This window comes from Lysobacterales bacterium, assembly GCA_019634735.1.
In the GTDB taxonomy this organism is placed as follows: domain Bacteria; phylum Pseudomonadota; class Gammaproteobacteria; order Xanthomonadales; family UBA2363; genus Pseudofulvimonas.
Window position 1 is genome coordinate 251,658 of sequence record JAHCAT010000003.1, and the last position, 23,153, is coordinate 274,810.

Sequence of the window (23,153 nt, forward strand, 5' to 3'; positions counted from 1 at the left end):
CCCAGCGGATGGGCCACTACTTTGACCGATGCCGCGGCTTCCGGCAATTTTCCGAAAGACTCTCACACCAGGGTCCGGAGCCGCACGCGCGCGTGCCCTCCCAGGTTCTCCACCTGGGCGAGCAGCAACTCCGCGCAGGCCAACGCGTCGCTGCCGGCCGAGTGCTGGCTGTGCGCTGGGAGCTGGTGACGCGCGCGGGCCCTGGCCAGGGTGAGCGCGTCGCCCCGCTCCTCGATGCGCTCGCCACGACCTTCGAGCAGCATGCGTTCAAGTTTCATCGTATCGATGAAGGGATTCGGCAAAGCGACGCCGCCGTGCCGATGCAGCATGGCGCGCAGGAAGCCCCGTTCGATGGCGGCCGCGTGCGCGGCGACGACCCGCCCCGCCAGGATCGGCAACAGGATCTGCAGCAGGCCCAGCTCGTCGCAGGCATCGGCCAGATCGCTGTCCAGCAGGCCGTGGATGATGGCGCTCTGCCCGACGCCGGCTTCGCCGTGCGGGCGCACCGGGACTTCCTGCGCGCTGGAGAGCTCGATCCGACCGGAACTGACACAGACCCAGCCGGCGGACAGCACCTGATCGCGCCGCGGGTCCAGACCGGTGGTTTCGAGATCGAGCACGACGATGTCCAGTTCGTCGAAGCCGGTCGAAGCGGTCGGAGGCCTCGCGGTCAGCGTCTCTTGCTGGATCGGCAGCCTGCACTGGCGACGCGACCAGGCCAGTCGCGCCGAGCGCCACAGGCTCACGCCGGAAAATCCTGCGTCAATGCGCGCTGCGCCTCGCGTACGACCACGAAGGCATCGCGCAGCGCGACGCGCTCGGCATGGCTGAGGCGGCGGACGTCGAGGTGATTGTGAGGTGCCTCGCCTCGGCGATGCAGGTCGGCATGCAGGCGGACGCGCAGCCCGCTGAGCAGCCGGTAGGCGCCCTCCAGCCGGTCCGCGTCGCTGCGGGCCAGGGCGCCGCGCGAGACCAGGGCGGTCAGCCGCTCCAGTGTGGACGCCGCGGTGACGCCCGACTGCAGCGCGCGCACGCGCACCAGGTCGGTCAGCGGCATCAGTCCGGCGGCCTTGATCTCCAGCGTTTCCCTGTGCTCGCCCCGGCTTTCCAGGACGAAGCGTCTGAAGAAGCCCAGGGGCACGTCGTGCTCGGTCGCGCCACGCGCCAGCGCACTGAGGAACACGGCCTTGCCGGTCCCGGTCGCGCAATCGGCCATTGCCTGGCGGATGCCGGCGACCAGGTCGCGATCGCCCTGGATGCCCCGGAGGTCGAAGAAGATGCTTATGCCCAGCACCGCCTGGGGATCGGGCAGTCGCGACCACTCGGCGAACTGGCGCTGCCAGCCGGCCAACGGTTGCCGCCAGGAAGGTGTGGTCGCCATGATGTCGCCGGGACAGTAGGCGTAGCCACAGGCGGCCAGGCCGTCGCAGACGAATCGGGCCATGGCGGCGAACCAGCCATAGGCATCGGGCGGCGCCGCGTCGTCATAGACGATGCCGTTGTCCTGGTCGGTCTTGAGGCTCTGCTCCTCCCGTGCCTGCGATCCGAAGGCCAGCCAGGCCCACGCGGCCGGGGCCGGTCCAAGTTCGGCTTCGGCAAGCCGGATCAGGCGTCGCGTGACGGTGTCGGTGATCGTCGTCATCACCTTGGGCACTTCCTCGGCGCGAATGCCAGAGGCCAGCAGCAGATCGAACAGCTTCGGGATCCGTCGACAGGCGTCGACCACGCCAGCCACCGTGTCCTGTTTCTGGATCTGTGCGGCGAGGTAGAGCGGGTGATGGGTCTGCAGACTGAGCAGGTCGCGCGTCGTCACCATGCCGACGACACGGCCCTCGCGCGTCAGGGGAAGGTGGTGGATGCCGCGTCCGGCCATCGCGACGATCGCGGCAAGGACCGGGCTGGCGGCATCGACGGTCAGCGGCTCCGGCGTCATCACGGCCGCCACCGGCTCATCGGGGCTGCGCCCCTTGGCCAGCACGCGGTTGCGCAGGTCCCGGTCGGTGACGATGCCCTGCACCGAGCCCTCGCTGCCGATCAGCAGGGAGGAGATGCCATGCTCGGCCATGGTCCGCGCCGCCTGCGCGATCGGGGTGTCAGGCGACGCGAGCACCGGCTCGCGTCGCGTCAGTTCGCTCAGCGGTGTCATGAAGAGCGCCGCGGCCCCACCCGCGCCTTCGTGTTCGCGCAGTGCGCTGACCAGCCGCTCTTCAAGGCTGCGGATGTAGAAATCGTCGAAGGCGGGCGAGGCGGCGCGCAATGCGTCGAATGCCGCCTTCGGCATGCGCCAGATCAGCCCGTCTTCGATCAGCGAGATCCGGAAGCGCACCGGTTTCCCGCTGAGCAGGGACTGCAGGCCGAAGCTGTCGCCTTCCCCATAGCGGCCGACCAGGGTGCCGTGCCGATCATGCGCCTCGACGGCGCCACGGCGGATCAGGAACAGGGTGTGGTTCGCCTCGCCGATCTCCAGCAGCACGGAGCCGCTCCGGCGGTAGACCACCTCGAACGCGGCGGCAGCGCGGCGCCGCATAGCTGGCTCCAGGCTGTCGAAGGGCGGCGTCTGCGCCAGGAACCGGTCGACATCGGTGAGCGGGTCGTTCATGGCTGGATGATAGGTTCAATGGCCGGGGACCGGGGACTGGGGACCGGGGACCGGGGAGCAGCGGGCGGGGGGTGGGTGATAGGGAGCGGAGCGGCAGCGGGAGCAAAGGGGGAGGTAACGGCGGGGGCGCGGTGCGCCTGGCCGCCAATGGTCCGGGGCGTGCTGATCGCTGCAGGGGGGTCGTGGCGGCCAGGCGTCAGTGTCGGTTCGCGGCGCTGCGGTCCCGGTGCCGGCCGTTCCGGCTTCTTCCAGCGACCTGGCCGGTGCCCGGGGGCGACAACGCCGGTCGCGGCCTCAGAGCACCTGGCCGGCGGCGTGGCCACTGGCCCAGGCCCACTGGAAGTTGTAGCCGCCCAGCCATCCGGTGACGTCGACCACCTCGCCGATGAAGTGCAGGCCGGGCACGTGGCGCGAGGCCATCGTGGCGGAGTCCAGGCCCGCGGTGTCGACGCCGCCCAGGGTCACCTCGGCGGTGCGGTAGCCTTCTGTGCCGCTCGGCGGAACCGGCCAGTCGGCCAGCACTGCCCCGGCCCGGCGCAGGTCGGGCGGCTGCAGCTGCCGCATTGGCCGATCCGTCAGCCAGGCCTCGCACAGGCGTTGCGCCAGGCGCCGGGGCAGCGCCTCTGCGAGCACGCCGGACAGCAGGGCGTCCGGTCGCGCCTGCCGGCGCTGCGCCAGCCACTCGGCGGCGTCACGGCCCGGCAGCAGGTCGATGCGCAGGCGCTCGCCAGGTTGCCAATACGAGGAGATCTGCAGGATCGCCGGGCCGCTCAAGCCACGATGGGTGATCAGCATCTGGTTGTGGAAGCTGGTCTTGCCACAGTGCGCCTCGATCGGCGTGGCGACGCCGGCGAGGTCGGCCAGGTGTTCCAGTGGCCGCCCGCTGAGGGTCAGCGGCACCAGTCCGGCCCGGGTCGGCACCACGGTGTGGCCGAACTGCCGGGCCAGGTCCAGGCCGAAGCCGGTCGCGCCCATGCGCGGGATCGACAGACCACCCGTGGCGACCACCAGGGAGGGTGCGTGGAACTGGCCGCGTGCCGTGTCGACCTGGAAACCGCCGCCCTGCTGGCGAACCCCATGGATCGTGCAGCCGGTTTCGATGCGGACCCGGGCATCGGCGCACTCGGCCAGCAGCATGGCGACGATCTGTTTGCTGGACTGGTCGCAGAACAGCTGGCCCAGCTCCTTCTCGTGCCAGGCGATGCCGTGACGGTCGACAAGTGCGAGGAAGTCGGCGGGAACGTACCGCGCCAGCGCCGACTTGCAGTAGTGGGGGTTGGCCGACAGGAACTGCGCCGGCGTGGTGCCGGTGTTGGTGAAGTTGCAGCGGCCGCCGCCGGACATGAGGATCTTCTTGCCGACCCGTTCGGCATGCTCGACCACCAGCACGCGGCGACCGCGCCGGCCCGCGGCCAGGGCGCACATCAGGCCCGCGGCGCCTCCGCCCAGGATGATTGCGTCCAGTGGCGGGGGCGGGCTCATCGCCCTGGCTCCGGCGCCTGTTGCCTGCGCAGCGCGCCGGCCCGGCCCGTTCGGGATCGGGCCGGCACCCGGCCGAGCCTGCCGCTGATCAGCGCAGCCACCACCACAGGCCACCGCCCAGGGCGATCAGCGCCAGCAGGCTCCAGCCGATCAGGTCGATCCAGCGCAGCAGGCGGGTCTCGAACACCGGGCCCAGCATCCGGCACAGCCAGGCGACCAGGTAGAAGCGGCCACCGCGGCCCGCTATCGAGCCGACCAGGAAGACCGGCAGCGACATGCCCATGGCACCGGCAGCGATGGTGAACACCTTGTAGGGGATCGGCGTGAAGCCCGCCAGCAGGATCGCCCAGAAACCGTAGTTCCCGAACCAGTCGACCGCACGTTGGTAGGCCGGCAGATAGCCGGCTCGCTCGACCAGCGGCAGGGCGGCGTCGATCAGGAACCAGCCGATCAGGTAGCCGAGCAGGCCGCCCAGCACCGAGGTCACCGTGGTCAGGGTCGCCAGTCGCCACGCGCGTTCCGGCCGGGCCAGCACCATCGGCGCCAGCATCACATCGGGCGGCACCGGAAAGAACGACGACTCGGCGAAGCTCAGGCCGCCCAGCCAGGCCTCGGCGTGGCGATGCCGGGCCAGGCGGATGACCCGGTCGTAGAGGGCGGAGAACACGCGCATGCGGATGGCGGGAAGGGCGGGGCGGCGCAGTTTAGCCCGGATGCCCCGCATGTCACCGGCGCCGCGAACCCTGGCCGCACGGCATCCGGGATCGGCAGCGCCCTCCGGGGTTCGGTTCGGAATTCTCCCAGGCGGGCGCGCGCCCGGTTCTGACGACGTCCGGCAGTGTGACGCGCAAGCATGCGCCATGCCCGCCGTCGCCACCGCAGCGTCCGCACCGGACTCGGCGCCCGCCGCACGCACGCCGTGGGCGGCCACCGTTACCAACTTGCTGGCGTTCGCCACAGGTGCCGGTCTGCCCTTGATGCTGACAGCGGTGCCGACCGTCAGGGTCGTGGCGATTCTGGCGGCTTCCGCCGCGGCAATGGCCTTGTACATCGACCGATGGCTGGCATTGCAGGGTCGCCTCTGGCGGGCGACCCTCTGTCTGCTGGCCGGGCTGTGCTGGTCGTCCTGGCACGCCAGCCAGGCGCTGGCCCTGCGACTGCCGTCGCACCTGCAGGGCGTCGACCTGGTCGCGCAGGGGCGAATCGACGGGTTGCCCGCGCGTACCGCCGACGGACTGCGCTTCCGGTTCTGCCCCGAGCGGGCCTGGAACGGGGCCGAGCCCGTCGCAGTGGGCGGCTGCTGGCGGCTGGCCTGGTATCCGCGACGGGATTTCAGCGGTCTGCGCGAAGCCGATGCCCCCGCCCTGGGCGAGCTTCCGGAACTGGCGCCGGGTGCCCGCTGGCAACTGCAGGTCCGGCTGAGGCGTCCGCGCGGCCTTGGCAACCCTGGCGCCTTCGACCTGGAACGCACCGCACTGCAGCAGGGCATCGCCGCGGTCGGCCATGTCCGCAACCATGCCGACAATGCCGCGCTGACGCCAGGCGGGGGCATGGACGCCTGGCGCGACCGCGTTTCCCTGCGCCTGCGCAATGCGGTCGCGGCGCCCCGTCCGGCGGCGCTGCTGGCCGGGCTGGCGGTCGGCGACCGACGCGGCTTCAGCGAACACGATTGGACGACCTTGTGCCGTACCGGCACCAGCCACCTGTTCGCCATCTCCGGTCTGCATGTCGGCATGGTCGCCGGCCTGGCCGGTGGCCTGGCGCTGCTGCTGGTGCGGCGCTGGCCGGCTCTGCTGCGACGCGCGCCGGCGCGCCTGTGGGCGCTGCCGCCGGCCCTGCTGGCAGCCGCCGTGTACGCGGCGCTGGCGGGCTTCCAGACGCCGACCCGGCGCAGCCTGGCGATGCTGGCAGTGGCCGCCCTCGCGCTGGCCCTGCGCCGAGGCGCCGGTCCCTGGCAGGCATTCGCCCTGGCGCTGGCCGTGGTTCTGATCCTGGAGCCGCTCGCGCTGCTCTCCACGGGTGCCTGGCTGTCCTTCCTTGGGGTCGCCTTCCTGCTGCTGGCCGCAGGGGGTCGGGCGCCGTGGTGGCAGGCCTTGCCGCGCGCGCAGTGGGCGGTGGCGGTCGGCCTGCTCCCGGCAGGGGTCGCTTTTTTCGGCCAGGCGAGCTGGGTTGCGCCCCTGGTCAACCTGGTGGCGGTGCCCTGGGTGGGCCTCACCGTGGTGCCGCCCCTGCTGGCCGGGGTGGGGCTCCAGGCGCTGGCCCCGGGGCTGGCGACGCCCCTGCTGGCGATCGCCAGCACCAGCCTGGCCTGGCTGATGGCCCTGCTCGACCGCCTGGCCGCCGCGCCGCTGGCGGCCAGCCCCCTGCCCGAGGTCGGTCCGATGGCACTGCTGGCTGCGGTTCTGGCCGCCCTGCTGTGCCTGCTGCCCGTACCTGCCCGGATGCGCTGGCTGGCGCCCTTGCTGGTGTTGCCCTTGCTCCTGCCGGTGCGGGCCAGCCCCGCCCATGGCGAGTTCCGCCTGGACGCCCTGGACGTCGGCCAGGGCACGGCGGTGCTGGTGCGCACCCGCCATCACGCCCTGCTGTTCGACACCGGCGCCCGCTTTCCCAGCGGCTACGACCTGGGCGAAGCGGTCGTGGTGCCGGCCCTGGAAGCGCTGGCCGTGCGTCGTCTGGACCTGCTGGTGCTGAGCCACGCCGACATCGACCATGCCGGTGGCGCGGCTGCCGTGCTGCGCGCCGTGGCGGTCGAGTCGGTGCTGGGCGGCGAGCCGGTGCCGGGCATTCCACTTTCGCCCTGTCACGAGTCGCTGCACTGGACCTGGGACGGCGTGCGTTTCGAGCTGCTGCATCCGCCGTCCCGCTACCCGGTGCGCGGCAACGAGCTGTCCTGCGTGCTGCGCATCCAGGGTCGCGGCGGCAGTGCCCTGATCACCGGCGACGCCGGCGAGGTCGCCGAACTGCGCATGCTGGCCCTGCATCGCGAACGTCTGGCCAGCGATGTCCTAGTGCTGGGCCACCACGGCAGCCAGGGTTCCAGCATCGCCGCCTTCCTCGACGCGGTGGCGCCCCGCCTGGCGATCGCCACCGCCGGCCATCGCAACCGTTTCGGCCACCCGCACCGGGACGTCGTGCAGCGGCTGGCAATGCGCGACATCGCCCTGGCCAACACCGCCGAGCAGGGCGCGGTGTCCGTTTGGTTCGGCCGGCGGGGGCCACAGTGGCAGGGCTGGCGGGATCGGCACCGGCGCATCTGGCGGGAGTAGGGGGCGGGGGTAGGGAGCAGGGAGCAGGGAGCAGGGAGCAGGGAGCAGGGAGCAGGGAGCAGGGAGCGGGGTTTCGTTCCGACTCCGCGCGGCATCGGCGCCTCTCGAGCGGTGTCGGCAGCGGGAAAGTCGCGGCGTCCGTGACCGAGGTCGCAGTACGGCATCCACTGCCCCGCCTGGACGGACGGGCCCCGGCGCACTGATATGATCCGGCCCGTCCATTCAGGGGTGGCTCACCGTGTTCGAACTGTTTGTCGCTGGCGGCTTCACGATGTGGCCGTTGCTGTTGCTGTCGGCCGCCATGCTCGGCATCGTGCTTGAGCGATTCTGGTCGCTGCGCCGCACCACGGTGCTGCCCTCCGGCCTGACCGGAGAGGTGGTGACCCTGGTGCGGGGGCGTCGCATCGAGGCCGACCACATCGAGGCCCTGCGCCGGCATTCGCCGCTCGGCCGCGTGCTCGGCACGGTGCTGGCCGAGCGCCACCGGCCCCATGAATACCTGGTGGCGCGCGTCGAGGACGCCGGGCGCCAGGTGGTGCACGGCCTGTCGCGCTGGCTCAACAGCCTGGGCACGATCGCCATCATCGCACCGATGCTGGGCCTGCTCGGCACCGTATCCGGCATGATCCGGATGTTCCTGGTGATCACCGAGGTCGGCGTCGGCGACGCCAACCGCCTGGCCGGCGGCATCGGCGAGGCCCTGCTGTCGACGGCGTTCGGGCTGATCGTCGCGATCCCCGCCTACATCTTCCACCGCTATCTTCGCGGCCGGGTGCACGACTATGCGCTCGACCTGGCCCGGGAGGCCAATCAGGTGATGGAGGCGCTGGAGGCCGGCACCACCACCGCGGCGCCGTCCACCCCGGCGACGAGGGCGCCGCGGTGAATTTCACGCCCGCCCAGGACGCCGACGAGATCGAGTTCAACCTGGTCCCGTTGATCGACGTGATCCTGACCCTGCTGATCTTCTTCATGATCAGCACCACCTTCGAACAGCGCTCCCTGTTGCGGGTCGATCTGCCCGAGGCCAGCGCCGAGCCGACGCCGGCCGCCAACCAGGGTCTGGTGATCGTCGTCGATGCCGAGGGCCGCTACTTCGTCGATGGTCGCGAGGTGCTGGGCGGCAGCGCGGCGGCACTGCGCGCCGCGCTGGAAAGCCACGCCGGCGACGACCGCGGACAGGCGGTGGTGGTCCGCGCCGATGCCGCCAGCAGCCACCAGTCGGTGGTGACCGCGCTCGACGTGCTGGGGCAGCTTGGTTTCGTCCGCATCGCGCTCGCCACGGTGCAGGCCGGGGAGGACGGTTGACCGGCACCGGACCGCGGGACGCCGCCGGCGGCAGCCCGGTACTGCGCGCCTACCGGCGCCTGCTGGGCTACACGCGCCGGTTCTGGCCGGTGCTGGCAGCCGCGGTGCTTGGCATGCTGATCGAGGCCGCCGCCGCCGGCGCCTTCACCTGGCTGATGCGGCCGCTGATCGACGGCACCTTCGTCGACCGCGACCCCACGGTCCTTAAATGGATGCCGCTGGTCGTGGTGCTGCTGTTCCTGGTGCGCGGCATCGGCGTGTTCATGGCCAACTACGGGATGGCCTACGTCGGGCGACGCGTGGTCGAGACGCTGCGCGGCGAGGCCTTCGCCCATCTGCTGCGGCTGCCGGCGGCGTTCCACGCCCGCGAGAGCAGCGCGCACATGGTCTCGCGGCTGACCTACAACGCCGAGCAGGTCGGCGAGGCCAGCGCCGAGTCGCTGAAGATCATCGTCACCGACGCGCTGACCGTGCTGGCGCTGGTCGTGGTGATGCTGCTGCAGAGCGTCAAGCTGACCCTGACGCTGATGTTCATGATGCCGCTGATCGCGCTCACCGTCTGGGTCGCCGGCCGGCGCTTCCGCAAGCTCAGCCAGCGCATGCTGGGCACCGTGAGCGATGCCACGCGGGTCGCCGGCGAAACCCTGGCCGGGCTCGACACCGTCAAGGTGTACGGCGGCGAGCAGGCCGCCGAGGCGCGCTACAGACAGCTCTCGGTGCTGCGCCGGCGCCTGCACCTGAAGGGCAGCGCCGCCAAGTCGCTGAGCACTTCGCTGGTGCAGTTGACCGCCGCGATCGGCCTGGCGGTGCTGATCCTGGTGGCAGGTCGCGAAGCCGGGCAGGGCACGCTCACCGCCGGCACCTTCATCTCGATGATGATCGCGATGTCGGCGATGCTGCCGTCCCTGAAGCGGCTGACCTCGGTGCAGGACATGCTGCAGCGCGGACTGACCGCCGCCGAGAGCCTGTTCGAGATCCTCGACGCGCCGCTGGAAGCCGATGGTGGCAACCTGCGGCCGCAAAGGGTGCGCGGCGAGGTGGTCTATCGCGACGTGCGCCTGCGCTATCCGGGTGCCGAGCGCGAGGCCTTGTCGGGGGTGACCCTGGAGGCGCATCCGGGCACCGTGACCGCCATCGTCGGGCGCTCCGGCAGCGGCAAGACCAGCCTGGTGCGCCTGCTGCCCCGCCTGGTCGAACCGGAAGCCGGCAGCATCCTGCTGGACGGTCGGCCGCTGGCCGACTACGCGCTGGCCGACCTGCGCCGGCAGGTGGCCTGGGTGTCCCAGCACATCGTCCTGTTCGACGACACGGTGTGCGCCAACATCGCATTCGGCGCACTGGCCGGCGCCGATCGCGAGGCGGTGCGTGCGGCCGCGGCGGCGGCCAATGCCCTGGAGTTCATCGAGGCCCTGCCGCAAGGCTTCGACACGCCGATCGGGGAAGGCGGCAACCGCCTTTCCGGCGGCCAGCGGCAACGACTGGCGATCGCCCGGGCAATTCTCAAGGATGCTCCGATCCTGATCCTGGACGAGGCGACCAGTGCGCTCGACAGCGAGTCCGAGCGACTCATCCAGGACGCCCTGGCGCGGGTCATGCGCAACCGCACCACCTTCGTGATCGCCCACCGCCTGAGCACCATCGAGCACGCCGACTGCGTGCTGGTGATGGCCGACGGCGCGATCGTCGAGCGTGGCCGGCACGCCGAACTGCTTGCCGCCGGGGGTGCCTACGCGCAGTTGCACCGGCTGCAGTTCGCGGAGGGCTGAGCGACCGTGGATGGCCTGGTGGCCCGTTCGACATGCCCTCCGGGGCCCGCCTCGTGGCCGGGGCAGGGCAGACGGGCGCCGGGGCGCAGCCGGGCAAGGCGCACCCTGCCGTTGCCAGGGTGCGCCGCGATACACGGCGCACGGTCGGGGCCCCGGGCGATGGCATGAGCGCCGCCCCGCAACGCTGGCTGGAGGCGCGCTGGTGGCGGCAGGCGCCGGTGCCCGTCTGGCTGGCAGGGCTTTCGCACGTGTATGCCTGGCTCGCGGGCCGTCGAGCGCGGCGCGACGCCGCGCGCGCGGTGGCGCTGCCCGTGCCCGTGCTCGTGGTGGGGAACCTGACGGTCGGCGGCAGCGGCAAGACGCCGGTGGTTATCGCCCTGGCGGAAGGCCTGCGCGCCCTGGGCTGGCGGCCCGGCGTGGTCAGTCGCGGCTACGGCGGTCGCGGGCGGGGTTGTCGCGAGGTGCCCGTCGATGGCGATCCGGCGCTCTTTGGAGACGAGCCGGTGCTGATCGCCCGGCGCACCGGTGTGCCGGTGGTGGTCGGGCGCGACCGGGTCGCCGCGGGCCGTCACCTGCTGGCGCGCCACCCTGTCGACGTCGTGCTCGCCGACGATGGCCTGCAGCATCGTCGCCTGACGCGCGATGTCGAGGTCTGCGTGGTCGATGGCCGGCGCCGCTTCGGCAATGGCCGCCTGCTGCCGGCCGGGCCCCTGCGCGAGCCGCTGGCGCGCCTGGCCGAGGTCGACCTGGTGCTGGCCAACGGTGCGGCGCAGGCGGGCGAAACCGCCTTTTCGCTGGTGCCCGACGAGCCCTGGAGGCTGGCCGATGGCAAGCGGCGGCCGCTGGCGGGATTCGTCGACAGGGCCGTGCACGCGGTGGCCGGCATCGGCGATCCGGCACGGTTCTTCGAGACCCTGCGCGGCCAGGGCCTGCGCGTGATCGAACATCCGTTCCCCGACCATCATCGCCATCGGCCCGAGGACCTTGCCTTCGGCGACGGCCTGCCGGTGCTGATGACCGAGAAGGACGCAGTGAAGTGCCTGGCCTTCGCGGGACCGGACTGGTACGCCCTGCCGGTGGCCGCCAGCCTGCCCGAGGGCGTCGTGTCCGACCTGCACGCCAGGCTGACGGCCTGCCGCCGGTCGTGATCGCGCCAACGGTCGCGCGGCGCTCAGGGCCGCCGGGCTAGACTTCCGCCATGACCCTGCGCATCGCCATCCCCGCCCGCCATGCCGCCACCCGCCTGCCGGGCAAGCCGTTGCGCCTGATCGCCGGCGAGCCGCTGATCGTGCACACGGTGCGCCGGGCGCTGGCCTGCGGCGCCGACGAGGTGGTGGTTGCCACCGACCATGACGGCATCGCCGAGGCGGTGGCCGGCCTGCCGGTCCGGGTGGCGATGACGCCGTCCGGACTGGCCACCGGCTCCGACCGCCTGGCCTGGTGCGCGCGCGCGCTGGGCTGGCGCGACGACGACCGGATCGTCAACCTGCAGGGCGACGAGCCGCTGGTGCCGGTGGCCGCGGTGCATCGGCTGGTCGAGACCCTGGCCGGCAGCGACGCGCCGGTGGCGACCCTGGCGACGCCGATCGTCGACATTGCCGAAGTGTTCGAGCCCAGCGTGGTCAAGGTCGTCTGCGACCGCCGTGGCCGCGCCCTGTACTTCAGCCGTGCGCCGATTCCCTGGCAGCGCGACGCCTTCGCCCGCGACCGCGGCGCGCTGCCGCCCGACGCCGGATTCCTGCGCCACCTCGGCCTGTACGGCTATCGCGCCGGCTTCCTGCGCGAATTCCCGGACCTGCCGGCCAGCAGCCTCGAGCAGGCCGAGTCCCTCGAGCAGCTGCGCATCCTCGCGGCCGGCATCGCCATCGCCGTGGCGGTGATCCCGCAGCGGCTGCCACCCGGCGTCGACACCGAGGCCGACCTGGCCGCCGTCGAGGCCGCCCTGCTGGCCGGGGGCTGAGCGATGTCGCGGGCGTCCGCACCCTCGCCGATGATCGCCTTCGTGTGCACCGGCAACATCTGCCGCTCGCCGCTGGCCGAGGCCCTGGCGCGCCACCATGCCGGACTGGCGGGCCTGGCCGGGCGCGTGCGCTTCGAATCCTTCGGCACCCACGACTACCACGTCGGCCAGGGCGCCGATCCGCGCACGGTGGCAACCGCCCGCGGCTTCGGGATCGACCTGTCCGATCATCGCGCCCGCCAGGTCGATGCCGGGCACTGCCAGCGGGCGCGGCTGGTGTTCGCCATGGACGCCGGCCACCAGCGCCACCTGCACCGGTTGGCGCCGGCGCTGCGCGGACGCATCGAGCCCTACCTGCCCTGGCTGGGCCTGGACGGCGACGACGTGCCCGATCCCTACTACGGCGACGCCGACGGCTTCGTCCAGGTCCACCGCCTGCTCGACGATGCCTCGCGTCGCCTGGTCGAACGCCTGCCGCGCCTGCTCTCCGGCGCCAATGACTGAATCGGATCCCGGCAGCGCCTCCCAGGCCCCGGCCCTCGGCAGCCGCCAGGAGATCGCCGCCTTCCTGCGCAGCCTGCCCGGCGGCCCCGGTGTCTACCGGATGCTGGGCAACGACGGCGAGGTGCTCTACGTGGGCAAGGCCGGCAGCCTGCGCCGGCGCGTCGCGAGCTATTTCAGCCGGCCGCGCCTGGATCCGCGGCTGGCGGCGATGATCGCCCAGATCGCCCGCATCGAGGTGACGGTGACCCGCACCGAGGGCGAGGCCCTGCTGCTGGAGAACCAGCTCATCAAGTCGCTGCGGCCGCGCTACAACATCCAGTTGCGCGACGACAAGAGCCATCCCTACATCCACCTCGGTGGTGGCGACTGGCCGCGGATCGGTTTCCACCGCGGCGCCCGGCGGGAACCGGGCCGCTATTTCGGGCCCTATCCCGGGGCTGGCGCGGTGCGCGAGACGCTCGACCTCCTGCACAAGCTGTTCCGCCTGCGCGGCTGTCGCGACAGCGTGTTCAACAACCGCACGCGACCCTGCCTGCAGTACCAGATCCGTCGCTGCAGCGGCCCCTGCGTGGGCCTGGTGTCCGAGCAGGAGTACGCCGACAGCGTGCGCCTGGCCGGCCTGTTCCTGGACGGCCGCAGTGGCGAGCTGGTCGATGCCCTGGTTGCCGAGATGGAGGGCGCCAGCCGCGAGCTGGCCTTCGAGCGCGCCGCGCGCCTGCGCGACCAGGTCGCCCTGCTCAAGAAGATGCAGGCCCGCCACGCCGTCAACGCCGCCAGCGGCGACACCGACGTGCTCGCCTGCCGGGTCGAGCAGGGCCTGGCCTGCGTGTTCCTGGTCGCCTTCCGGGGCGGCGTCGGCATGGGCTCGCGCGGCTACTTCCCGGCGCTGCCGCCGGGACGCGCCGAGCCTGCCGAGGTGCTCGCCGCCTTCCTGCCGCAGTACTACCTGGAGCGCCAGGCGCCCGCCGAGCTGGTGCTCAGCCATGCGATCCCGGACCAGGCGCTGATCGCCGAGGTGCTGTCGTCGCGGGCCGGGCGCAAGGTCGAGATCCGCAGCCAGGTGCGCGGCGAGCGCGCGCGCCTGGTCGAGCTGGCCGACGAGAACGCCCGCCAGGCCCTGGCGATGCGCCGGGCCAGCCGCAGCACCGCCCTGCAGCGGCGCGCCGACCTGGCCGAACTGCTCGGCCTGGACGAGCCGCCGGCCCGCATCGAGTGCTTCGACATCAGCCACACCCTGGGCGAGGCCACCGTGGCCTCGTGCGTGGTGTTCGGGCCGGACGGCCCGAACAAGGCCCTGTACCGGCGCTACAACATCGCCGGCATCGAGCCCGGCGACGACTACGCGGCCATGCACCAGGCGCTGTCACGGCGCTTCCGGCGGGCCCTCGAGCATCCCGACGAGGCCGCCTCGGCGCTGCCCGACCTGCTGCTGATCGACGGTGGCCAGGGCCAGCTCGCCCAGGCGCGCGCCGCGCTGGACGAACTCGGCGTAACCGGACTGCGCCTGGTCGGCGTCGCCAAGGGGCCGGAACGAAAGGCCGGCGAGGAGACCCTGTGGCTGGAGGACAGCGGCCGATCGCTGCAGCCCGGCCCCGCCTCGCCGGCCCTGCAGCTGATCCAGCAGGTCCGCGACGAGGCGCACCGGTTCGCCCTGACCGGCCACCGCGGCCGTCGCGAGAAGGCGCGCCAGACCAGCCGGCTGGAGGAGATCCCCGGCATCGGCGCCAGCCGCCGTGCCGCCCTGTTGCGGCAGTTCGGCGGCTGGCAGGGTGTCGCCGCGGCCGGCATCGAGGACCTCATGCAGGTCAAGGGCATCTCGCGCGAACTCGCCGAACGCATCTACGCGGCCCTGCACGCCTGAGCCGCTGCGCGGCCGCCCGCGGCCTGCACTGTTACCATCCCGGTCATGGCCATCACCCTGCCGACCTGGCTGACCCTGGCGCGCATCGCGATGATGCCGGTGCTGGTCGCCTGCTTCTACCTGCCGGCCAAGGGTGGCAACGTGATCGCCGCCTTCCTGTTCGTGGCGATCGCCCTGACCGACTGGCTGGACGGCTGGCTGGCACGTCGCTACGGCCTCACCTCGGCGTTCGGCGCCTTCCTCGACCCGGTCGCCGACAAGCTCACCGTCACCGTCGTGCTGTTCCTGATCGTCCAGCAGGACCCCACCGCACTGATGGCGATCCTCGGCGCGATCATCGTCGGCCGCGAGATCTCGATCACCGCCCTGCGCGAGTGGATGGCGACGATCGGCCGGCACACCCACATCCGGGTCGCCGGCCTGGGCAAGTTCAAGACCATCGTGCAGATGGTCGCCCTGACCCTGCTGCTCTACCAGCACGACCTGTGGGGAATCCCGATCTACGAGATCGGCCGCTGGCTGCTGGTGGTCGCGGCGGCGCTCACCCTGTGGTCGGGCGGCATCTACCTGCGCGCGGCGTGGCCGCACATGCGCGGCGATGCCCTGGTGGCAGGGCCGGCCGATGCGCAGTCCGGACCGCCCCAGGCGCAGCGACCGGAGCTGCCGGCCATCGCCGCGACCCGGACCGCCCGCGCCGACGGACCTTGACAGTCGCGTGGCAATCCGTATGATGCGCGCTCCCAGGCGGGAATAGCTCAGTTGGTAGAGCACGACCTTGCCAAGGTCGGGGTCGCGAGTTCGAGTCTCGTTTCCCGCTCCAGATTCTCGGCACGGCCCCGGTCACCCGGGGCCGCGTCGTTTCCGGAGCCAGCCTGGGTCGGGAAGGGCGTCCGCGCCTTTCCCCTGGGGCCGTCGGCGCGCTAAGCTTGCCGGCCCCGGCGACGCGACGTCGCCGATGCCTCCGGCCTGGTGGCAGAGTGGTCATGCAGCGGCCTGCAAAGCCGTGTACGCCGGTTCGATTCCGACCCAGGCCTCCAATTGCACGACGACGCCGCGGACTTCCGCGGCGTCGTCGTATCCGGCGTCGGCACGCCGTCGCCGCCGCCTTCGTTGTCGAACGGGCGACCTCCGACCGGCACGACGATGTCGCCGTACCGGTCCCCGGCTAACATGCCCCGACACCCGCCCGGGTGGCGAAACCGGTAGACGCAGGAGACTTAAAATCTTCCGGCCGCAAGGCCATGCGGGTTCGAGTCCCGCCCCGGGCACCAGCGCGCGCCGCCGATCCGGCAGGCGCCGCTCAGTCCTCGAAGCCCCACGCGAACAGCACGTCGTCCTGCGGGCAGTCGCCCAGGTGCAGGCAGGCGACCCAGTGCGGGTGGTCGATGAAGGGATTGCGGTTGCCCTGGAAGCTGAAGACGACCGCGTTGCGCAGGCGTTCGTGTTCGTCGACCGGGTCGGCCTCGTGCCATGCGATCAGCACGCTTAGCCGGCCCATGTAGGCGCGGCCGGTGGTGTTGCCGCCGGTGGTCTGCACCAGCGACATCTCGTCGGTCAGCACCAGGTCGGGCTCGGCGTGGCCAGTGACGCCGTGCTGGCCACCCTCGTAGCGGATGTCGAGGTAGAGCAGGGCGCGCGCGATGTCGCCCTGGCGGCCGCGCCAGACCTGCCAGAGCTGCGGGTTGGCCCAGTTGCTGTTGCCGGGAAAGGCCTGGCTGCCGCCACCGCTGCCGTTGGTGGCGTCGGTGACGTATTCGGTGCAGCCCGGCGCGCAGGTGCCGAACGGCTTGTTGCCGCGCGCGCTGTTGTAGCTGCTGTTGGACAGCATCAATCCGTGGGCGTCGGTGTAGGGGTAGTTGCCGGCGTTGTCGTTGGGATAGCCGTAGCTGTTCGGCCAGGTGTGTTCGCGGTTGTAGAAGCTGTTGCCGCCGCCCTGCTTGGCGTAGCTGGCGTTGCGGTAGACATCGACGATTCGACCGGGATCGGCCGGGTCCTGGTCGGCGAGTTCGAGGATGTCCCAGGTGTCGGTGGCGGTGCTGGTGTAGGGAAAGCGACGGTGATCCTTGATCGCTGCGTGCAGGGTGCTGCGCAGCGTGCCGGGCGTGCTGGCGTCGACGCCGGCGTAATAGTCGCCGGTACCCAGGGCGGCGGCGGGCAAGGGCAGGGCGGCCAGCACGACGGCCAGCCGCCGGATCCACGGGGCAGGGAGCATGGCTATCGGCGGGACGACGCAAGACGCGCCGGAATGGCGCGCAGCATAGCCGGGGAATGTTTCACCAGGACGTGTCGGCGCGGGTGCCCGTCCCGGCAGGCATCGGTGGCGTGTCGACCGGGAGGCTGCGGTGCGGTCGACGCCCGCAGCAGGTCAACGGCAGCGTGCCGGTGGCGTGGGCCAATCCTGGGGCGTATTCAGGTTGTCGAACTGGCCGGGATCGAGGTCCGCCGACGCCAGGGTTCGAGCGACCAGTGCAGCCTGCAGCGCGACCACCGACCGCGGTCCGGCCGGATCGGCCAGCCAGCCGGCCAGCAGTTCGCGCAGGGCAGCGTCCACGCGCAGGTGCATCGGCATGGGTTGTCCGAAGAAGTGCAGGCAGGCCGCCTGCGGAGACGCCCGCAGCAGGTCCACCAGCCGCGCCGGCGCCAGCCTCGGCATGTCCACCGGCACCACCAGCAGGCGGCAGTCGGGCAGGACGGCAACGGCTGTCGCCAGGCCGCCCAGCGGTCCCTGGCCGGGATACCGGTCGGGCAGGCCATGGTGATCGGGTCGGTCGCCGCTGACCACGCTGCGCTCGACGCCGGCCGCGGCCAACAGGGCCAGCATGTGGTCGAGCAGGGGCCGGCCCTGCCAGGGCAGCAAGGCCTTGTCGCGGCCCATGCGCCGGCTGGCACCGCCGGCCAGCACCAGGCCGATGGCGGGCAGATGGCCGGCCGGCGGCTGCGGGGTCACGCCGGTCCGGCGGGCACCGGGGCGGCGTGGTCGTGGCCGCCGCACAGCGAGCAGCCCTCGCTCCAGGCGCTGTCGCCGTCGGCGTAGTGCTCCTGCTTCCAGATCGGCGCCTGGTGCTTGACCGCCTCGATGACCGCCCGGCAGGCGCGGAATGCCTCGTCGCGGTGCGGCGTGCCGGCCGCCACCACGACCGCGACCTCGCCGACCGCCAGCCGCCCGCGGGCGTGCGCCACGTACAGCCGGATTGCCGGGCCGAACGCCGCGGCAGCCTCCTCGCAGGCGCGCCGGAACACGTTCAGGGCCAGCGCGTCGTACAGGTCGTAGCTGACCCCGACCACGGTGCGGCCGTGGTTGAGGTCGCGGATGGCGCCGACGAACAGGGCGGTGCCGCCGAAGCCGGGTGCGGCGACGTGGCGCAGGGCGACGGCCGGGTCGGGCAGGGCGCCGGCACCGGCGTCGGCGATCGCGCAGGCGAGTGCGTCAGCCATGCTCAGCCGCCGCTGACCGGCGGCAGCACCGCCAGTTCGCCGTCGCGCGGTACCGGCTCGTGTTCGCGCAGCACGCGCTCGGCGCTGGCGAACACCGAGACCGCCAGCAGGCCGGGCTTGAAGGCCGGCCAGTGGCTGCGGCCGTGGGTGTCCAGGGCGGCGCGCAGCGTAGCGATGCTGGCGTCCCGCGGAACGGGCAGTTCGACCAAGGCCCCCGGGGCCAGGTCGCGGAAGGCGCCGAACAGGCGCACGGAGACGGTCGTGGTCATGGGCGGGTGTCGGGTGGAGACGGATCCGGCCAGGCATCGGCGGGCGACAGCGGGTACACCGCCACCGGCGTGCCGGCCGCCAGCGACTCGCCGTCCTCGGGCAGCACCGCCCAGGCGTTGGCGCGCGCCAGGGGCGCGATGCGGAAGGACTCCTGGCCGGGCAGCAGGTCGACGGCCAGCGTGCCGTCCGGCTGCTGGAACACGCGCGCCTTCTGGAACAGGGTCAGTCCGGGCTTCTTGCGCGCGTCCTGGCTGAGGCGGGCCTGCAGGGCCCGCTCCGCGGGCAGTCCGAGCAGCGCATGCAGCGCCGGCAGCACGAAGAAGCGAAGGCCGACCGCGCTCGACACCGGATTGCCGGGCAGGCCGAAGAACAGTGCGCCGCCGGGCAGCAGCGCGAACAGCAGCGGTTTGCCAGGGCGCATGCGCAGGCGGTGGAACACGGTCTGCGCCGGAAGCACGGCCAGCACCTCGGGGATGAAGTCGTAGCGGCCCATCGATACCGCGCCGGTGGAGACCACCAGGTCGGCACCGTCGGCCAGCGCCTGCGCCAGGGCCGTGCGGAACGCAGCGGGGTCGTCCGGCACGCTGGCCGGGCCGGGCAGGACCCGGGCGCCTGCCGTGGCCAGGGCAGCGCGCAGGAACGGTCCGTTGCTGTTGCGGATCTCCCCGGAGGCAAGCGGTTGCCGGGGGTCGTCGACCAGTTCCCGGCCGGTGCACAGCACCGCCACGGCCGGTCTGCGGCGCACCGGCGCAGCCTCGACACCCAGGGCGGCCAGCAGCATGAGCTGGGCCGGGCCGATGCGGGTGCCCGCGGGCAGGGCCGGCGCGCCGCGCACGATGTCCTCGCCGGCCCGGCGCACGTGCTGCCCGGGGCGCGCGGCTGCGGTCAGGGCGATGCGTGCCGGGCCGTCGTCGGTCCCGGGGTCCTGGGACCGGGTTTCCTCGACGGGCACCACGGTGTCCAGGCCCTCCGGCAGCCGGGCGCCGGTCATGATCGCGCAGGCGGTGGCGCTGGCACGCGCCGGGTCGCCCGCCGCCTGCTCGCCGGCGACTTCGAACGCCTCGCCCGCGTGGGCCGACCGGTCGCCGAGTGCGAGGGCATAGCCGTCCATGGCGGCGTTGTCGAAGCCGGGCAGGTCGCAGGGCGCCAGGACGTCGGCGGCCAGCACGCGCCCGGACAGGGTTTCCAGGGCGGCCGGTTCGGCCGGCAGCGGAGCGCAGCGGGCCAGGACCTCGGCCAGCGCCTGGTCAACCCGCACCGGGCACCTCCATGTGGCCGTGCGCACCGCCCGCCGGCTGCGGCGACTGCGGCTGGTAGCGCGCGCGCTCGTCGCCGTCCATGCCGTCCGGGTGCAGCCACAGGCCCTTCTTGCCGCCTTCCTTGAACAGCAGGCGGATGCCGGAGATCGCCAGGGCCGGCTGCACCGGCTTGGTCAGGTCGTACAGGGTGAGCAGGGCGGCGCTGACCCCGGCCAGCGCCTCCATCTCGACGCCGGTGCGCGCAGTGGTGGCGACCTCGCAGTACAGGCGCACCGCCTGGCGCTCCGGCAGCAGCCGCCAGTGCAGGTCGACGAAGTCCAGCGGCAGCGGATGGCACAGGGGCATCAGCTGGCTGGCCGACTTGGCGCCCTGCAGGCCGGCGACCTGGGCCATCAGCAGGGCGTCGCCCTTGGGCAGGCGGCGCGCGGCGATGTCGTCGAAGGCATCGCCGGCCAGCAGTTCGCCCGTCGCCACCGCGCGCCGCCGGGTCGCCGGCTTTCCGCGCACGTCGGCCATCTGGAAGCCTGGTGTCTGGCTCATGGTCAGCCTCCGATCGACGCCAGATGGGGCACCAGGCCGGTGCGGCCTTCGTGCAGTGCGTGGCTGGCGGCCTTCAGGCCGAGTTGCGCGACCAGGGTCGCCTGCAGCTCGGCGGCCTGGTGGTCCGACTGCAGCAGGGGGCGCAGCGGAATGCCGGTCTCGCCGAACAGGCACAGGCGCAGGTCGCCGCTCGCAGTGACCCGCAGGCGATTGCAGCCGGCGCAGAAATCCGGCGCGTAGGGCGCGATGATGCCGATCCGGCCCTGGTAGTCCGGGTGCCCCCAGTCCACCGAGGGGCCGGCATCGAAGGCGCGCGGCTGCGGCAGCCAGCCACGTTCGCGCAACTGCGCCTCCAGGACCGTGGCGCGCACGTGGTGGCGGGCGAAATGGTCGCCGTTGTCGCCAGTGCGCATCAGCTCGATGAAGCGGACGTCGAGCGGCCGCTCGCGCACGAAGTCGATGAACGCCGGCAGCTGGTCGTCGTTGAGGCCGCGCAGCAGCACGGCATTGAGCTTGACCGCGCGCAGGCCGGCCGCCAGCGCGCGTTCGACGCCGTCGAGGACCTGCGGCAGCCGGTCGCGACCGGTGATCGCCGCGAAGCGCGCGCGATCCAGGGCGTCGACGCTGACGTTGAGGTGGCTCAGGCCGGCCGCGCGCCAGGCGTCGATGCGGCGCGCCAGCAGTTCGCCGTTGGTGGTCATCGCCACCTTGGCGATGCCCGGCACCGCCGCGGCGAGCGCGATCACCTCGGGCAGGTCGCGGCGCAGGCTGGGTTCGCCGCCGGTCAGGCGCAGCTTGCGCATGCCCAGGCGTGCGAACGCGCGCAGCAGTCGGCCGATCTCGTCCAGGCGCAGGTCGGCGGGCTTTCCGGGTAGCGGCCGATGGCCGTCCGGCAGGCAGTAGCCGCAACGGAAGTTGCAGGCCTCCAGCAGCGAAAGCCGCAGATAGGGGAAGCTCCGACCGTGGCGGTCGGCGAGGGACGGCATCGCACACTCCTTTCCGAAAAGCGGGAGGCCGCCGGGTTTCCCCGTCGACCCAGGTGGCGCACCGGGCGCCACGGTCGGCCGCCGTTTCCGTTGCGGGAGGCAGGCGGTTCGACTTCGGAGTGCCGCGGCTGTGGCCGCGACAGTGGGGACTATAGCCCAGCGTGGCCTCGTCGCGCCGGGGGCGCCGGGGCGTTCAGCCGGCCGCCGCGGCCCGTTTCTCGTGTTCCTCGCGCAGCTCCCGGCGCAGGATCTTGCCGACGTTGGTCTTCGGCAGGGCGTCGCGGAACTCGATCTCGCGCGGCCGCTTGTAGCCGGTCAGGTTCTCGCGGCAATAGTCGAGCAGGGTCTCCTCGTCGAGCGCCGGGTCCTTGCGCACCACGACCAGCTTGACCACCTCGCCGGCGCGCTCGTCGGGGATGCCGATCGCCGCCACCTCGAGCACGCCCGGGTGGGCGGCGACCACGTCCTCGATCTCGTTCGGATAGACGTTGAAGCCGGACACCAGGATCATGTCCTTCTTGCGGTCGACGATGTAGACGAAGCCGCGCGCGTCCATGCGCGCCATGTCGCCGGTGCGCAGCCAGCCGCTGCCGCCCAGCACCTTGTCGGTCTCGTCGGCGCGCTGCCAGTAGCCCTTCATGACCTGCGGGCCGCGCAGGCACAGCTCGCCGACCTGGTCGAGGCCGAGGTCGCGGCCCTCCTCGTCGCGGATCGCCGCCTCGGTGGAGCAGATCGGCAGGCCGATCGAGCCGTTGTACTCGGGCAGGTTCATCGGGTTGATGCAGGCCGCAGGCGAGGTCTCGGTGAGCCCGTAGGCCTCGATCAGCGTGCAGCCGGTGGTCTTCTTCCAGCGCTCGGCGACCGCGCGCTGCACCGCCATGCCGCCGCCCAGGCTCAGGTGCAGGCCGGAAAAGTCGAGCTGGTCGAAGCCCTCGGTGTGCAGCAGGCCGTTGAACAGCGTGTTCACGCCGGTGATCACCGTGAAGCGCCAGGGCTTGAGCTCCTTCACGAAGCCCTTCATGTCGCGCGGGTTGAGGATCAGCAGGTTGCGGCCGCCGATCTGCATGAACACCAGGCAGTTCGCTGTCAGCGCGAAGATGTGGTACAGCGGCAGCGCGGTGACGATGATCTCGACGCCGGGCTTGCAGTGCCCGCCGATCCAGGTCTTCACCTGCAGCATGTTGGCGACCATGTTGCGGTGGGTCAGCATGGCGCCCTTGGCGACGCCGGTGGTGCCGCCGGTGTACTGCAGGAAGGCGACCTCGTCGCCGGTGATCGACGGCTCGTCGAGGTGCAGCCCGGCGCCCTTGCGCAGCGCCTCCCGGAAGCGGACGGTGTCGCGCAGGCCGTGCCGCGGCACCATGCGCTTGACGTGCTTGACCACGAAATCGACCAGGCGGCCCTTGAAGCCGGGCACCATCTCGGCCACGGTGGTGAGGATCACCTTCTCGACCTTGGTGTCCGGCAGCACCTTCTCGACCGTGTCGGCGAAGTTCTCCAGCACCACGATCGCCCTGGCCCCGGAGTCGACCAGCTGGTGGCGCAGCTCGCGCGCGGTGTAGAGCGGGTTGGTGTTGACCACGGTGAGGCCGGCGCGCAGCACCCCGAAGATGGCGATCGGGTACTGGTGCACGTTCGGCATCATCAGGGCGACGCGGTCGCCGCGGCGCAGGCCCAGGGTGCCGGTCAGGAAGGCGGCGAAGTCGCGGCTGAGACGGTCGATGTCGCCGTAGCTGAAGGTGTGCCCGAACTGGGTGAACGCGGGCCGGTCGGCGAAGGTCCGGCAGGCCTCCTCGAGCACGGCGGGAATGGAGGGGTAGGCATCGGCGTCGATCTGCGCCGGCATGCCAGGCGGATAGCTGGCGAGCCAGGGGCGGGCGGCGTCGGTCATGGGTCCCTCCATTCGCTATCGAATGG

Annotated in this window: 21 protein-coding genes, 3 tRNA genes and 1 riboswitch; of the genes, 12 read left to right on the forward strand and 12 right to left on the reverse strand. The window is 72.3% G+C overall.

The features are described from left to right. Positions 1-62: 62 nt before the first annotated feature. The 4 genes from KF823_05010 to KF823_05025 all read right to left on the reverse strand — a co-directional run bounded on the left by KF823_05010 (position 63) and on the right by KF823_05025 (position 4,754). Positions 63-746, reverse strand: coding sequence for a 3'-5' exonuclease (locus tag KF823_05010; GenBank protein MBX3725260.1), 684 nt, complete (start codon positions 744-746; stop codon positions 63-65). Continuing rightward, positions 743-2,599, reverse strand: coding sequence for a cyclic nucleotide-binding/CBS domain-containing protein (locus KF823_05015; protein MBX3725261.1), 1,857 nt, complete (start codon positions 2,597-2,599; stop codon positions 743-745). The genes KF823_05010 and KF823_05015 overlap by 4 nt, the downstream gene beginning before the upstream one ends. A 294-nt stretch (positions 2,600-2,893) precedes the next feature. Next, positions 2,894-4,081 (reverse strand): NAD(P)/FAD-dependent oxidoreductase, encoded by a 1,188-nt coding sequence (locus KF823_05020; protein MBX3725262.1) that lies wholly within the window; start codon positions 4,079-4,081, stop codon positions 2,894-2,896. An 88-nt stretch (positions 4,082-4,169) separates the two neighbouring features. Beyond that, positions 4,170-4,754: a DedA family protein gene (locus tag KF823_05025; GenBank protein ID MBX3725263.1), complete on the reverse strand. Its 585-nt coding sequence runs from the start codon at positions 4,752-4,754 to the stop codon at positions 4,170-4,172. Between the two features lie 187 nt (positions 4,755-4,941). Between KF823_05025 and KF823_05030 the strand changes: the two genes are divergently transcribed. The 12 genes from KF823_05030 to KF823_05085 all read left to right on the forward strand — a co-directional run bounded on the left by KF823_05030 (position 4,942) and on the right by KF823_05085 (position 16,017). Next, a complete protein-coding gene (locus KF823_05030; protein ID MBX3725264.1) occupies positions 4,942-7,347 on the forward strand; it encodes a DNA internalization-related competence protein ComEC/Rec2 in 2,406 nt (801 codons plus the stop codon). A gap of 238 nt (positions 7,348-7,585) precedes the next feature. Further along, positions 7,586-8,233 (forward strand): MotA/TolQ/ExbB proton channel family protein, encoded by a 648-nt coding sequence (locus KF823_05035; protein ID MBX3725265.1) that lies wholly within the window; start codon positions 7,586-7,588, stop codon positions 8,231-8,233. Further along, entirely contained in the window at positions 8,230-8,655 is a 426-nt protein-coding gene (locus KF823_05040; protein MBX3725266.1) for a biopolymer transporter ExbD, read from the forward strand. Before KF823_05035 ends, KF823_05040 begins: the two co-directional genes overlap by 4 nt. Continuing rightward, complete coding sequence (gene msbA / locus KF823_05045) at positions 8,652-10,421, forward strand: lipid A export permease/ATP-binding protein MsbA (protein MBX3725267.1); 1,770 nt, start codon at positions 8,652-8,654, stop codon at positions 10,419-10,421. The genes KF823_05040 and msbA overlap by 4 nt, the downstream gene beginning before the upstream one ends. Positions 10,422-10,585: 164 nt before the next feature. Next, complete coding sequence (locus KF823_05050) at positions 10,586-11,569, forward strand: tetraacyldisaccharide 4'-kinase (GenBank protein MBX3725268.1); 984 nt, start codon at positions 10,586-10,588, stop codon at positions 11,567-11,569. Between the two features lie 50 nt (positions 11,570-11,619). Beyond that, positions 11,620-12,381, forward strand: coding sequence for a 3-deoxy-manno-octulosonate cytidylyltransferase (gene kdsB / locus KF823_05055; protein ID MBX3725269.1), 762 nt, complete (start codon positions 11,620-11,622; stop codon positions 12,379-12,381). A gap of 3 nt (positions 12,382-12,384) precedes the next feature. Next, positions 12,385-12,885, forward strand: coding sequence for a low molecular weight phosphotyrosine protein phosphatase (locus tag KF823_05060; protein ID MBX3725270.1), 501 nt, complete (start codon positions 12,385-12,387; stop codon positions 12,883-12,885). Next, positions 12,878-14,746: an excinuclease ABC subunit UvrC gene (gene uvrC / locus KF823_05065; protein ID MBX3725271.1), complete on the forward strand. Its 1,869-nt coding sequence runs from the start codon at positions 12,878-12,880 to the stop codon at positions 14,744-14,746. Before KF823_05060 ends, uvrC begins: the two co-directional genes overlap by 8 nt. A 45-nt stretch (positions 14,747-14,791) precedes the next feature. After that, entirely contained in the window at positions 14,792-15,454 is a 663-nt protein-coding gene (gene pgsA / locus KF823_05070; protein MBX3725272.1) for a CDP-diacylglycerol--glycerol-3-phosphate 3-phosphatidyltransferase, read from the forward strand. A gap of 36 nt (positions 15,455-15,490) precedes the next feature. Continuing rightward, positions 15,491-15,566 (forward strand) — tRNA-Gly (locus tag KF823_05075). 143 nt (positions 15,567-15,709) lie between these two features. Then, positions 15,710-15,783 (forward strand) — tRNA-Cys (locus KF823_05080). A gap of 147 nt (positions 15,784-15,930) precedes the next feature. Next, positions 15,931-16,017, forward strand: a tRNA-Leu gene (locus KF823_05085). A gap of 29 nt (positions 16,018-16,046) precedes the next feature. On the opposite strand, the gene KF823_05090 is transcribed toward KF823_05085, so the two are convergent. The 8 genes from KF823_05090 to KF823_05125 form a co-directional block, all read right to left on the reverse strand. Beyond that, on the reverse strand, positions 16,047-16,958 hold the full coding sequence (locus KF823_05090; protein ID MBX3725273.1) for an endonuclease: 912 nt from the start codon (positions 16,956-16,958) through the stop codon (positions 16,047-16,049). Positions 16,959-17,111: 153 nt separating this feature from the next. Then, a complete protein-coding gene (locus KF823_05095; GenBank protein ID MBX3725274.1) occupies positions 17,112-17,621 on the reverse strand; it encodes a molybdenum cofactor guanylyltransferase in 510 nt (169 codons plus the stop codon). A 68-nt stretch (positions 17,622-17,689) separates the two neighbouring features. Next, positions 17,690-18,181: a molybdenum cofactor biosynthesis protein MoaE gene (locus tag KF823_05100; protein MBX3725275.1), complete on the reverse strand. Its 492-nt coding sequence runs from the start codon at positions 18,179-18,181 to the stop codon at positions 17,690-17,692. Positions 18,182-18,183: 2 nt separating this feature from the next. Next, positions 18,184-18,450: a MoaD/ThiS family protein gene (locus tag KF823_05105; protein ID MBX3725276.1), complete on the reverse strand. Its 267-nt coding sequence runs from the start codon at positions 18,448-18,450 to the stop codon at positions 18,184-18,186. Next, positions 18,447-19,709, reverse strand: a complete 1,263-nt coding sequence (locus KF823_05110; GenBank protein ID MBX3725277.1) for a molybdopterin molybdotransferase MoeA — start codon at positions 19,707-19,709, stop codon at positions 18,447-18,449. Before KF823_05110 ends, KF823_05105 begins: the two co-directional genes overlap by 4 nt. Then, a complete protein-coding gene (locus KF823_05115; protein ID MBX3725278.1) occupies positions 19,699-20,226 on the reverse strand; it encodes a hypothetical protein in 528 nt (175 codons plus the stop codon). The genes KF823_05110 and KF823_05115 overlap by 11 nt, the downstream gene beginning before the upstream one ends. Positions 20,227-20,252: 26 nt before the next feature. After that, positions 20,253-21,236 (reverse strand): GTP 3',8-cyclase MoaA, encoded by a 984-nt coding sequence (moaA, locus tag KF823_05120; GenBank protein MBX3725279.1) that lies wholly within the window; start codon positions 21,234-21,236, stop codon positions 20,253-20,255. 3 nt (positions 21,237-21,239) lie between these two features. Continuing rightward, positions 21,240-21,358: riboswitch (molybdenum cofactor riboswitch) on the reverse strand. Between the two features lie 71 nt (positions 21,359-21,429). Continuing rightward, positions 21,430-23,127: an AMP-binding protein gene (locus KF823_05125; protein MBX3725280.1), complete on the reverse strand. Its 1,698-nt coding sequence runs from the start codon at positions 23,125-23,127 to the stop codon at positions 21,430-21,432. Positions 23,128-23,153: the final 26 nt, after the last annotated feature.

Coding starts and splice junctions, on each gene's coding strand:
- pgsA (MBX3725272.1), top strand. CDS start 14,792: ATGGCCATCACCCTGCCGACCTGGCTGACCCTGGCGCGCATCGCGATG.
- KF823_05125 (MBX3725280.1), bottom strand. CDS start 23,127: ATGACCGACGCCGCCCGCCCCTGGCTCGCCAGCTATCCGCCTGGCATG.
- KF823_05025 (MBX3725263.1), bottom strand. CDS start 4,754: ATGCGCGTGTTCTCCGCCCTCTACGACCGGGTCATCCGCCTGGCCCGG.
- KF823_05030 (MBX3725264.1), top strand. CDS start 4,942: ATGCCCGCCGTCGCCACCGCAGCGTCCGCACCGGACTCGGCGCCCGCC.
- KF823_05090 (MBX3725273.1), bottom strand. CDS start 16,958: ATGCTCCCTGCCCCGTGGATCCGGCGGCTGGCCGTCGTGCTGGCCGCC.
- KF823_05105 (MBX3725276.1), bottom strand. CDS start 18,450: ATGACCACGACCGTCTCCGTGCGCCTGTTCGGCGCCTTCCGCGACCTG.
- KF823_05015 (MBX3725261.1), bottom strand. CDS start 2,599: ATGAACGACCCGCTCACCGATGTCGACCGGTTCCTGGCGCAGACGCCG.
- moaA (MBX3725279.1), bottom strand. CDS start 21,236: ATGCCGTCCCTCGCCGACCGCCACGGTCGGAGCTTCCCCTATCTGCGG.
- KF823_05095 (MBX3725274.1), bottom strand. CDS start 17,621: ATGGGCCGCGACAAGGCCTTGCTGCCCTGGCAGGGCCGGCCCCTGCTC.
- KF823_05100 (MBX3725275.1), bottom strand. CDS start 18,181: ATGGCTGACGCACTCGCCTGCGCGATCGCCGACGCCGGTGCCGGCGCC.
- KF823_05060 (MBX3725270.1), top strand. CDS start 12,385: ATGTCGCGGGCGTCCGCACCCTCGCCGATGATCGCCTTCGTGTGCACC.
- KF823_05020 (MBX3725262.1), bottom strand. CDS start 4,081: ATGAGCCCGCCCCCGCCACTGGACGCAATCATCCTGGGCGGAGGCGCC.
- KF823_05050 (MBX3725268.1), top strand. CDS start 10,586: ATGAGCGCCGCCCCGCAACGCTGGCTGGAGGCGCGCTGGTGGCGGCAG.
- uvrC (MBX3725271.1), top strand. CDS start 12,878: ATGACTGAATCGGATCCCGGCAGCGCCTCCCAGGCCCCGGCCCTCGGC.
- kdsB (MBX3725269.1), top strand. CDS start 11,620: ATGACCCTGCGCATCGCCATCCCCGCCCGCCATGCCGCCACCCGCCTG.
- KF823_05115 (MBX3725278.1), bottom strand. CDS start 20,226: ATGGCCGACGTGCGCGGAAAGCCGGCGACCCGGCGGCGCGCGGTGGCG.